Origin of the sequence: Allocoleopsis sp., assembly GCF_036703385.1 — a bacterium.
Taxonomy (GTDB): Bacteria; Cyanobacteriota; Cyanobacteriia; order Cyanobacteriales; family Coleofasciculaceae; genus Allocoleopsis.
In genome coordinates this window covers 1-7,219 of the sequence record NZ_DATNPA010000307.1, presented here as the reverse complement: position 1 = coordinate 7,219, position 7,219 = coordinate 1, and the positions used below count along the sequence as shown (strand labels likewise).

Genomic DNA, 7,219 nt, shown 5'->3' with positions numbered 1-7,219 from the left:
CGTTATTCTTCCGGAATGTATGTGCGCTTAGCATTTGCCGTAGCTGCCCACTTGGAACCAGAAATTTTGATTGTCGATGAAGTGCTAGCTGTAGGCGATACACAGTTTCAGGAAAAATGTCTGGGCAAAATGAAAGATGTTGCTAAAGAGGGTAGGACAGTCTTATTTGTTAGTCATAACATGGGTGCAATAAGAGCTTTATGCAAAAGAGGCATTCTTTTAAAGGAAGGCAAAAGTCTTATTGATGGCTCAATTGATAAGGCAATTGCCTCTTACAGCAGGCCGGGTATTTCTGGAAATTCTTTATATACAGCCTTGAAGCCTCTCGACTATCCTCACTTTAAAAAGATAGAAATTTATCAAGATAATGTCAAAGATACTAATTTTCATATCGATCGCCCAATTCGGATTAAATTCGACCTGGAAACGTGTAACAATAGAGGATTAGTCATTTGTCTCGTTATCCGTAACAGTCAAGGAATATGGGTTCATCACAGTAGCGATGAATTCAATGAAACTCCTCTGAATGATAGAGACTCAAAGCGTGAATGTCAGATACCTCCTTATGCACTTGCACCTGGACAATACTACCTCGATATCTTTTTGGGTGAAAGAAACTATGAATTATTTGAAAGTCTGATAGAATGTCTAACATTTGATGTGGAATTTGTTGGCAATATGTCAGCTTGGACAACGGCTGAGCAATGGAAAGGAGTTTGTGGCCCAGGATTATTAGTATGGCGCTAATTCGTAAAATTATTTTAGAGCTTATATGGTTTCTTTCGGAAATAGAAGCCCATTTTGCTGAATCTTCTAAGGATGCTTTATACTTAAGGCGTCTTTATTTTAGGATGCGAAAAATTCAGCACGGCAAAATTTTATTTGTAGGCAGAGATTTACGGTTACTAAGAGATGGAAATTTAGTTTTGGGTGAGCGATGCGCTCTAGGGGATTATGTAAGAATCATAAACCACGTTCCCATCGTAATAGGCGATGATTTTCTAGGATCTATTGGCTTACATTTGGAAACTGGAGCGCACGAACCAATAAGTATGGCACCTACACCTCGACCCATTCAAATTGGTAACCGAGTCTGGTGCGGAATTAATGTCACTATACTTGCAGGAGTAAGTATAGGAGATGATGTAGTGATAGGGGCTGGAAGCCTCGTGTGCAAAGACATTCCCTCTAACTCCATTGCTGTGGGAGTTCCAGCTAAGGTAATCAGGCCAATAGTCCGTGATGATATTGAATCCCTCTGGAGTTGGGTGTTACCCGATTAATAAGCTTATGCTCCTCGGACTGGCTAAAGGGGTTAGAGACTGATGAGTTTTTTGAGTAAATATATTTCGTCATTGCATAAAAGATTCAAGTATAGAATTTATCTCTATATAAAGAGTCTTCTTGAATTTGGAGAAAGTCTTAAGAGACAGCAAATATTTGATCATCATGCCAACATACATTCATCCGTAAAAGTTCTGCCCAATGCAACTGTTGAAAACCTTTCAGGAAATCCTGAATTAATTAAGATAGGAGAAAATTCAGTTATTAGGGGACAACTACGTGTATTCCCACACGCCGGAAAAATCCAGATTGGCAAAGATTGCTATGTTGGAGAAGATACACGTATATGGTCTGCTGATTCAATCACGATTGGAAATAGAGTCTTTATTTCACACAATGTCAACATTCATGATACTAATTCTCATTCTATTGATCAGGCGTTCAGATATAAACATTTTGTAGCTCTTATGTCAAATGATAATCTTCAAGCTAATGATTTTGATATAGAATCAAAATTTATTAATATAGAAGACGATGTTTGGATAGGATTTAATTCTACAATTCTTAAAGGCGTAACAATTGGTAAAGGTTCTGTTGTAGGTGCATGTTCAGTTGTCACTAAAAATGTTCCTCCATTGGTTATTGTTGCTGGTAATCCAGCTAGAGTGGTTAAAGCCGTTGAATTAAAAACTTAGGAGAGCTAGGAATTGAATTTTACCGATTGACTAGTAAATACTGGCTTGGACGCTGGAATTAGATGTAATACTATTGCTCTAAAAATATTTAGTCAAGCAAATCGGATAGCCATACCTAAAAAATTAGCTTGATAATTCTAAAAAAATGAAGCAATTCATACGTTCTAAAGTACCACCAGCAATAATCGAAAAATTAAGAAAAGCTAAAAATAAATTTAGGATATTATTCCAGAGGCAACAACACCCAAATATTGGGGAAGAGTCGTATGTCGATCCATCTGTCCAGGTTCTGGGGTGGAAAAATATAAAAATCGGTCATCATTCATGTATTGGACAAGATACCTGGATAAACATCAATCATCGCGAGACAGAAAAGATAGGTCTGATTATCGGCAATAACTGTTTTATTGGTAGAAGGAATTTTTTTAGTTCTGGAGATTATATAAAGATTGGTGACTACTGCTTAACGGGTGTTGATTGTCATTTTTTAGGAAGTGACCATATTTACACTTCTCCCTTTTTACCCTATATCATCGCGGGCACAACAAATGGCGGCATTATAAATGTGGGAGTAAACTGCTGGCTTGGAGCAAGCGTGACTATCTTAAAAGGTGTAAGTATAGGCTATGGTTCAATCATTGGTTCAGCAACAGTCGTAACCAAAAGTATTCCTCCTTTAAGTATAGTTGTAGGAAATCCTTGCCGTATCATCAAGCGCTTTGACTTACAGTTGCAAAGTTGGGTCAATGTCGAGCGATATCCTGAAGACGGAGATAAATATCTTCTTGCTGAAACGGAGTATCTAGAAAACCTAAGAAAAAGCTATCCTGTGATTCAAATGCCCGTAATTGCAAGCAGTAAACTGTTGGGGGATTTGTGAAGCTAAACTCAGAAAAGTTTTTTCTACGAATAGGCAATAAAAGTAGATACTAGAATTTATGACATCTATCCTAGTAACAGGTGTTGCAGGGTTTATTGGACGCTACGTTGCTCGTCATTTCTCGGAGCAGGGATGGTCTGTCATTGGCATTGATAACTCTCCTCCGGAAAATGCACCCCTCTCTAATTTGTCAACCTACCACCGTCTTCAACTGCCGGATACAACATTCAGTGGTCTGCTCCAGCAGGAGTCTCCTCAAGTTTGTATTCATTGTGCAGGTCGTGCCTCTGTGGGTTTATCCATGACCGATCCGGTAGCCGACTTTTATGGCAGTACAATGCTGACATTTGAAGTTCTGAACACCTTGCGCCTCAATGCTCCTAGCTGCCGCTTCATTTTACTATCCAGTGCTGCCGTTTACGGTAACCCTGAAACACTACCTATAAGCGAATCTCAGGCACCTGCTCCTATCTCTCCCTATGGCTTTCATAAATGGCAATGTGAGCAGTTATGCCTAGAGTTTGCTAAAGTTTACCACCTACCAACAGCTAGCTTGCGGATTTTCTCCGCCTATGGTCCGGGCTTGCGTCGTCAGGTACTCTGGGATATGTGCCAAAAAGTTATCACCCAAAACTCCTTGACATTACAAGGCACTGGCAAAGAAAGTCGAGACTTTATCCATGCTCTCGATATTGCCAAAGCTTTGGGCGTCGTTGCTACTTCTGCCCCCATGCAGGGTGAAGTGTATAATCTGGGGACAGGTCAAGAGGTAGCGATCGCACAGTTGGCACATATCGTTATAGATGCTTTACAAGCTGAGTGTACTCCTCAGTTTGATGGAGTGGTCCCTCCAGGAACGCCCCTTAACTGGCAAGCTGATATATCGAAATTGAAGGCTTTGGGATTTACGGCGTGTGTTCCTCTGGAGCGAGGTGTAAAAACCTTTGCACACTGGTGTCGTGCGGAGCTAGTGGGTGTATGACGTTAACATCTAAAAACCGACCTCTACGCATTGCCTTTACCAACCTGACCAGTACGCAGTGGACAGCAGGAAATCACTACCTCAAAAATCTATTTGTGGCGCTCAAGTCGCTAGACAGGTCTTGTTGTCCTGAAATTATACTTGTGGTACTGCACCAAGCACAGCTTAGCAGCTACAGTAGTCTGAGCGATTACATCGATCAAGTACTCCACCTGCCTCCCGTTCCGCCGATACCACAGTTTTGGCAACGCCAGTTGATTCGCACCCAGAAATATTTGGGTCTTTGGCGGGAACCTGAACCGCCAATTGCGTCGTGCTTGCGCGAACATCAGGTAGATTGTCTGTTCACAAACCTAGAGTATGGTTCTAATTTCAGTGTGCCACTCTTGTCTTGGATACCAGACTTTCAGCATTTGCATCTGCCCGAAATGTTCTCGTCACAAGAGATTCAAGAACGGGATGAGCTTTTCTCAGGAGTTGCGGCACACGCCGATCGCATTATTCTCAGCAGTCAGGATGCCTTGAAAGATTTTAAACGCTTTGCTCCTCAAGCCGTCCATAAAGCCAGAGTACTTTCGTTTGTAGCACAAGTCCCACCAGATATATATGATTCAAATCCTGCCTGGGTTTGTGAGTACTATCATTTACCTGATCGATTCGTTTATTTACCCAATCAATTCTGGAAACACAAGAATCATAACGTTGTCATCCAGGCACTAACACTCCTCAAGGAAAAACATCCTGAAATTACAATTGTTTGCACTGGCAATACCAATGAGCCTCGCCACCCCCTCTACTTTGCTGAACTGTTGCCAACGATTTCAACTCTGGGGCTGCGCGATCGTTTGATTATTCTTGGCTTAGTTCCTCACACTCATCTTTACCAACTAATGCGTCAAGCTTTAGCGGTATTACAACCCTCAATTTTTGAAGGATGGAGTACAACTGTGGAAGAAGCAAAGTCCGTTGGCAAACGCATGATTTTGTCCGATATTCCTGTCCATCGAGAGCAAAATCCCCCTCATGCAATTTTCTTTAATCCTCACGAACCCGAGGTACTGGCAGATGCTCTAGTGAGGGTATTTGATGAGCATCAACCCGGTCCTGATTACGAGCTAGAAACATTGGCGCGGGAACAACGTCCTAGACGTACTCAGGAATTTGGTGCTACCTTTGTCAAACTTGTTCAAGAAGTTATTTCACCATCAATAAAATTCAATTCTTATTTTTGAAGGTCTTTTTATTACTATCGGCTGGACTACGAGAACTATAAAATGCTAAAGTTATCCAAAAAGTTACTGAACAGAACTCTGGCGTTATTGGGTCTTGAGATTCATCGAAAAAGACAAGCGATCGCGCAAACTCCTAGAGCATCAATGTATGGTTGTCTTAGCCAAGCTTGCCAAAATGGGCTTCAACCTAAAACCATCATTGATGTTGGTGCAGCTAGTGGAACTCCTGCCTTATATGAGGTATTTCCTGAAGCCAGACATATCTTGATTGAACCACTTGAAGAATACATCCCTCACCTTAATTCCTTGGTGGATAAGCTGGAGCAAGCTGAATATATTATTGCTGCTGCGACGCCTCAACCTGGTAATCTGGTGATCAACGTCCATCCTGACCTGGTAGGCTCATCCTTTTATAAAGAAGAAGAAGATTCTGATGTCAATGGTATAGAACGAACGATTCCTGGAATGACCTTGGATAATATTTGCTCCGAGCGGGGAATAGAAGGGCCATACCTAATCAAGATTGATACGCAAGGTTATGAGTTAGAGGTATTAAAAGGAGCGCAGACAGTTCTGAAAGACACAGAACTTGTCATTCTTGAAGTTTCATTTTTTGAGTTCTTCAAAGATGGGCCACAAATCTATGACTGCATGACTTTTATGAAAGAACAGGGCTTTGTTGCCTATGACATCTTTGACTTGCAATATCGTTTGTTAGACGGAGCGATGTCTCAAGTTGATATCGCTTTTGTCCGTGAGCAAAGTCAGCTCAGAAAATATCATTTTTATGCAACACGAGAGCAAAGAGCAGAGTTGACTAAGCAATTAATCAGCTAAGAAGGATTCAGACTCATTATGCTTAAGGACTTCCCTAAAATTTCTTTAGTCACTCCTTCTTTTAATCAGGCTGAATTTATTGAGGCAACGATTCAGAGCATCCTAAGCCAGGGATATCCTAACCTTGAGTACATTATCATTGATGGCGGTTCTACAGATGGAAGCGTAGAAATTATCAAAAAATACGAAAAGCATCTTCACTTCTGGTGCAGCGAACCCGATGCTGGGCAATACGATGCAATTAACAAAGGGTTTTCCTACTCCACAGGTGAGATTATGGCATGGCTTAACAGTGACGACATGTATTGTTCTTGGACGTTAAAAACAGTCGGGAGTATCATGTCCGAACTGCCTGAAGTCGATTGGTTAACAACCCTCGCCCCCGCTTATTGGGACTGGCATGGATTTTGTTATGGAATTACTTCGATCGCTGGCTACTCAAGAAAAGCTTATCTCGATGGTTTTTACCTACCTGGTGAGAATAAAACATGCCTAGGGTGGATTCAACAAGAATCGACATTTTGGAGGCGTGATCTTTGGCAAAAAGTGGGTGGCTCTATTGCTACTGAGTTTAGTTTAGCTGGCGACTTTGACCTGTGGTCTCGCTTTTACTCCCATGCAGACTTATACGGAACTCCTTCGCCACTGGGTGGATTTCGCTATCAACCCAATCAAAGGAGCCGTCAGCTTGAGCAATATCTAGTAGAGGCTCAAAAATCCCTAACCCGAATGCGGACTTTATTCAACTGGTCGCCTAACTATTATCGAAGTATTGCACTACAATTGAGACTCAATAAAATTCCTAAAGTTCGTACATTAAGTCAGCCAATGTATAGCTATGTTGGGAAACGTATAGTTAGAACTAACCTGGACTCACCAGACAGTTACTGGAAGGTTGAAGAATACAAATTTTATTAATAACCTGTGTGAATTTCCTCAGCTGCTACAGGTTAACCGTGTTGTGCGATGGCCTACGGCACCCCACAAAGGGCGATCGCAAGGTAACGAGTGTTGGCGTGACGAGCCTAGCGGCATTACGGGAGCTAGGGGAACCCTGGCGTTAGCCTTCGCTCAGCCTTTATCCTGATTCAGGTTAGTAGGAACTGTAAGAAAGAATAGAAGCGATCGCTCCCTAACTTCAGTAGCAATCGATGCTCTACAGGGGTTTTATTTCCGTTAACACAAGCCTTCTATAGGCTGGGAAATGCCCATCGGCTCTTTGTGGGGGTGTAGCTTATCCATCTGACGCTTGCTATATAGGCGGCGCTAATTAAAGCCAATAGAGCATTATCGGTTTCCACAATTCTGA

9 protein-coding genes are annotated in these 7,219 nt (G+C 41.8%); all 9 read left to right on the top strand.

Annotated features, from left to right (window positions below; all coding sequences use genetic code 11):
- The coding region (locus V6C93_RS15370) for a polysaccharide ABC transporter ATP-binding protein (RefSeq protein WP_414644185.1) at positions 1 to 747 on the top strand (747 nt) is incomplete at its 5' end.
- Positions 748 to 1,052: 305 nt separating this feature from the next.
- A complete protein-coding gene (locus tag V6C93_RS15365; RefSeq protein WP_333477540.1) occupies positions 1,053 to 1,283 on the top strand; it encodes a hypothetical protein in 231 nt (76 codons plus the stop codon).
- A 42-nt stretch (positions 1,284 to 1,325) separates the two neighbouring features.
- Entirely contained in the window at positions 1,326 to 1,979 is a 654-nt protein-coding gene (locus tag V6C93_RS15360; RefSeq protein ID WP_333477539.1) for an acyltransferase, read from the top strand.
- 145 nt (positions 1,980 to 2,124) lie between these two features.
- On the top strand, positions 2,125 to 2,859 hold the full coding sequence (locus V6C93_RS15355; RefSeq protein ID WP_333477538.1) for an acyltransferase: 735 nt from the start codon (positions 2,125 to 2,127) through the stop codon (positions 2,857 to 2,859).
- A gap of 58 nt (positions 2,860 to 2,917) precedes the next feature.
- The gene (locus V6C93_RS15350) at positions 2,918 to 3,841 is read left to right on the top strand and encodes an NAD-dependent epimerase/dehydratase family protein (protein ID WP_333477537.1); all 924 of its coding nucleotides are present in this window, start codon (positions 2,918 to 2,920) and stop codon (positions 3,839 to 3,841) included.
- Positions 3,838 to 5,073 (top strand): glycosyltransferase family 1 protein, encoded by a 1,236-nt coding sequence (locus tag V6C93_RS15345; RefSeq protein ID WP_333477536.1) that lies wholly within the window; start codon positions 3,838 to 3,840, stop codon positions 5,071 to 5,073. The genes V6C93_RS15350 and V6C93_RS15345 overlap by 4 nt, the downstream gene beginning before the upstream one ends.
- A gap of 42 nt (positions 5,074 to 5,115) precedes the next feature.
- Entirely contained in the window at positions 5,116 to 5,910 is a 795-nt protein-coding gene (locus V6C93_RS15340; protein WP_333477535.1) for an FkbM family methyltransferase, read from the top strand.
- A gap of 18 nt (positions 5,911 to 5,928) precedes the next feature.
- Positions 5,929 to 6,828, top strand: coding sequence for a glycosyltransferase family 2 protein (locus tag V6C93_RS15335; RefSeq protein WP_333477534.1), 900 nt, complete (start codon positions 5,929 to 5,931; stop codon positions 6,826 to 6,828).
- Positions 6,806 to 6,997: a hypothetical protein gene (locus tag V6C93_RS15330; RefSeq protein ID WP_333477533.1), complete on the top strand. Its 192-nt coding sequence runs from the start codon at positions 6,806 to 6,808 to the stop codon at positions 6,995 to 6,997. The genes V6C93_RS15335 and V6C93_RS15330 overlap by 23 nt, the downstream gene beginning before the upstream one ends.
- The last annotated feature ends 222 nt before the right edge of the window (positions 6,998 to 7,219 follow it).